This is a genomic window from Parafrankia sp. FMc2 (assembly GCF_041008525.1).
Lineage (GTDB): Bacteria > Actinomycetota > Actinomycetes > Frankiales > Frankiaceae > Parafrankia.
Map to the genome: position 1 here is coordinate 1 of NZ_JBFLUG010000294.1, position 3,579 is coordinate 3,579.

2 protein-coding genes and 2 pseudogenes are annotated in these 3,579 nt (G+C 68.6%); 2 read left to right on the forward strand and 2 right to left on the reverse strand.

Features of this window, described 5'->3' with window-relative positions; all coding sequences use genetic code 11:
* Window positions 1–463: 463 nt before the first annotated feature.
* A complete protein-coding gene (locus AB1460_RS36290) occupies window positions 464–1,666 on the forward strand; it encodes a PP2C family protein-serine/threonine phosphatase (RefSeq protein WP_368967022.1) in 1,203 nt (400 codons plus the stop codon).
* A 402-nt stretch (window positions 1,667–2,068) separates the two neighbouring features.
* A pseudogene (locus tag AB1460_RS36300) lies at window positions 2,069–2,256 on the forward strand (hypothetical protein); the annotation flags it as partial.
* A gap of 114 nt (window positions 2,257–2,370) precedes the next feature.
* On the opposite strand, the pseudogene AB1460_RS36305 reads toward AB1460_RS36300, so the two are convergent.
* Window positions 2,371–3,009: pseudogene (locus tag AB1460_RS36305) on the reverse strand (ISL3 family transposase); the annotation flags it as partial.
* 150 nt (window positions 3,010–3,159) lie between these two features.
* A complete protein-coding gene (locus tag AB1460_RS36310; RefSeq protein WP_368967023.1) occupies window positions 3,160–3,345 on the reverse strand; it encodes a helix-turn-helix domain-containing protein in 186 nt (61 codons plus the stop codon).
* Between the last annotated feature and the right edge of the window lie 234 nt (window positions 3,346–3,579).

Here is a 3,579-nt window from a genome sequence, read left to right on the forward strand (position 1 = left end):
GATCTTCTCCTGGCCGCGCACGCGCAGCTTCCCGGGGGTCGGCTGGTGGTGGTGTGGGACCGGTTGAACATCCATCTCCAGGCCGAGATGGCCGTGTTCCTGGCCGCGCACGCCGGCTGGGTGAGTGAACCGCCGCATAAGCCAGATAGGGTTCCTGCTACGCAGGTGTCCGAGAAACGGGGCTCACCTCATGGTGTCCGAGGGAAAGTCGCGGGGCGGCCTGGTATCCCGGCAGTGCGGGGATCAGCCGGCGTGACCGTTTCGTCCCCTTCTGGCGGAATCCGGCAGCGGTGACGGCATGTTCGGCAACCCGTGATCGATCAACAGGGTGGATGGCCTCTGTCAAAGATCCTGCTCCTGTCGTGTGGTCCCGCCGCGGCATCCGTGGCAGAGTGCGGGTTGGGCAGGCTGGTTCTCGTTGGGTAGGCGGCTTCTCATCGTTTCCTCCGCAGACATCGGGCGCATGCTCGGTGCACTGGTCGATCTCGGGCGTCCGGCGACCTTCGAGCAGCTCCCCCGCCTGGTGGCCGAGCATGCGGCTGGCTCGGGGCTGCATCAGGTGCGGATCTATGTGGCGGATCTCCGCGCGGAGGTGCTGCGGGAGGTGACCGGCCGGGGCCTCGACGCCGGTGAGGGCGGCGAGGAACTGCGGGTGGACGGCAGTCTGGCCGGGCAGGCGTTCCGTGAGATCAGACTGCTGAGTGCTTCGCCCGATGCGGCTGCGGGCCTCCGGAAGTACTGGGTGCCGGTACTGGACGGGACGGAACGGCTCGGACTCCTCCTGGTCGCGATCAGCACGGATCTGGACTCCGACACCGAGGACGCGATGCGCCAGCTCGCGGCTCTCGTCGGACTGCTGCTGGTGAGCAAGCGGGCGGTCAGCGACTCCCATGCTCGGTTGATCCGCAGCCGGCCGATGTCCGTGGCCGCGGAGATGCAGTGGCAGCTCATGGCTCCGCCGTCGTTCGCCAACGACAGGGTGGAGATCGCCGCGGCGATGGAACCGGCGTACGAGGTAGGTGGGGATGCGTTCGACTACGCCGTGGGCAGTGACATCGTCCATCTGGGGATCTTCGACGCGATGGGCCACGATGCCGCCGCCGGGCTGTGCGCGAACCTGGCGGTCGCCGCCTGCCGGGCTCACCGCCGGCAGGGACTGGATCTGGTTCGCACCGCACAGGAGATCGAACGCAGCCTCATCGACCAGTTCGGCTCGGCTCGGTACGCGACCGCGATTCTGGCCGAACTCGACACCACCACCGGGCAGCTGAGCTGGATCAGTCACGGCCATCACCCTCCGGTGATCATTCGTGGGGGTCGGTGGATCACCACGCCGCTGTGTGAACCCGCGCATCCCCTCGGGACCGACCTCGGGCTCACCGCCACCGTCTGCCAGGAGTATCTCGAACCGGGCGATCGACTGCTCCTCTACACCGACGGGGTCACCGAGGCCCGCGACGCTGCCGGCAGGGAGTTCGGCCTGGCCCGCTTCGTGGAGTTCATCCTGCGGGAGCAGGACATGGGGCTTCCCGTCCAGGAGACCTTGCGCCGCCTGATGCGCGCGCTGCTCGACCATCACGACGGCCGCCTCAGGGACGACGCCACCGTCCTGTTCCTCGAACGGAACCCACCGCACAACCCCCAGACGATCACCACACCAGGCTGACACCTGTGGCCGGCTACGTAGCCGGCCGGCTATGGCTTCGCCGCCGCGGGCCCGTCAAATCGCGCGCCGACAAGGGCTACGACGCCGACGACCTGCGCGGCCTCCTCCGCAACCGAGGAACCGTGCCCCGCATCGCCTTCGGATACCTCACCCTGGCAGACCTGATCGACACGGCCTATTGTCGTAGGTCCGTCGCCTTCACCGCTGGAGATTTTGGAAACGGTTCCGGCATCTGCCAAGGAGAGCCAGCCCGATTTGTGATCACCCCGCGTCCCGCCTGTAGCGGTCGGTGTGGGAGCCCGGTCGTGGACGGAGCCGGGCGCGGTCCGGGGGGTCCGCCGACCATGCGGGTCGGGATGGTTGGCGGTGTTGTCGCGAATCGGTGAGGTATGCGCAGGCCCTATCGCGCTGGCGCGGCTCGTTCTGCCACCCGAAGTGCACGTGCAGGCATCGCCCAACTGTCCGACGAGCTGAGCCTCCTCCTCGACGCCGGGATCGACGACTGGGGTGGCGTCTCTCCCGTCACCGCGGATCATGTCAACCCTGAGCGCCCCTGGCCGTCGCTCGACCGGCTGCGCGCCGCCACCGAGGTCCGCCCGCGGCTCGTCCGCAGCCTCGTCGGTGGCCGGTGGTTGCACCAGGCAGGAACGGTGCCGGGCGACCGTCGTCTCGACGTATCCGGCGAGATTGCTCCACAGATGGAAGCGGTCCGCCACCTGGACCGCCTCCGGGGCGCCGGTGCGGGCACCCTCGGCGTAGGCACCGGCCCGGTCCCGACAGATCACCTGCGCGCCCGGATGCTCGCTCAGCCAGCCGGCGAACGTCGCCGCTTCCCGGTCGGGCAGCAGGTCCACCGGCCGGCGGCTGTCGAGATCGATCAGGACTGTTCCGTAGACCCGACCCCGGCGCAGCGCGAAGTCATCCACCCCGAGGACCGTCACCACCCCGATCCGCGGGTCGGGCAGAACCCGGACTCGGCGCAGCAGCGTGTTCCGGCCCGCGGGAAGGCCCATCCTGCCGGCGAGGCGTGCTCCGGCTCTGCCCGCCAACGCCAACCCGATCGCCTCGATCATCCGACTGGCGAGCGGGGTGAACCGGGCATGCGGACTCGTCAGACCCGCCACCTGCTCCGCGAACGTCACCCGCGGACAGCCGGCTGTCAGGCAGCGGAACCGCCGGACCAGCAGATCAATCTCGACGTGGGCACCCGCGATCGCCGCATCGACCAGCCGGCGGCGATACCGCCCGTGGACCCGCTCCGAGACCACCCCGCATCCGGGGCACGCACCAGCGGCTCCTCGAACACGGGCCCGTAACCGCAGCCGATCACCAGACCGGTCCATCCGATCGACAACGAGACCCGACAGGTGCGGAAGGAGAACCCCAAGGTCAGAGAGGCACCCGGCACATGATCACAGAGGGTCGATCGTGATCAGCATGCTGCCCCGGGGTCAGCCTGATCACAAGATCAGGGACAGATCCAGATCCCGATTTCAGCGCCCGTTGACAAGCGCCTCCACCTCGGGACCCGGCCTCGTCGGGCTCGTGCGCGGACGCCGGGAACGGTCCGCCAGACCCGCCTTCCCCTCGGCGGTGAACTGGCGCCGCCACGTGTCCAGCGACTGCCGCGTCGTGCCGTAGCGGACCGCGACCTCACCGATCGGCGAGCCGGCCAACACCCCACACACCGCCCGGCCCGGTGGTCGGCCGTCGCCTGCTGATCCACAACCCGCCGCCAATCCGCAGAACAAGATCACAGGCGGAGGTTTGCTGTCAAGCATGTACTAGAGGGTGTTCTGTACGGGTTCGCTGGGTTTCGGGTTGAGGTGATGTCTGGCGTGCGGGGTTGATCGTGTTGCGTGTGGGGGCTGGTGCGTTCTGCTGGAAGACATGGTGGAACGTAAGCCGTACCC

Excerpts from the sequence above, each read along its gene's own strand:
- AB1460_RS36290 (WP_368967022.1), top strand. The coding sequence starts at position 464 with ATGCTCGGTGCACTGGTCGATCTCGGGCGTCCGGCGACCTTCGAGCAG.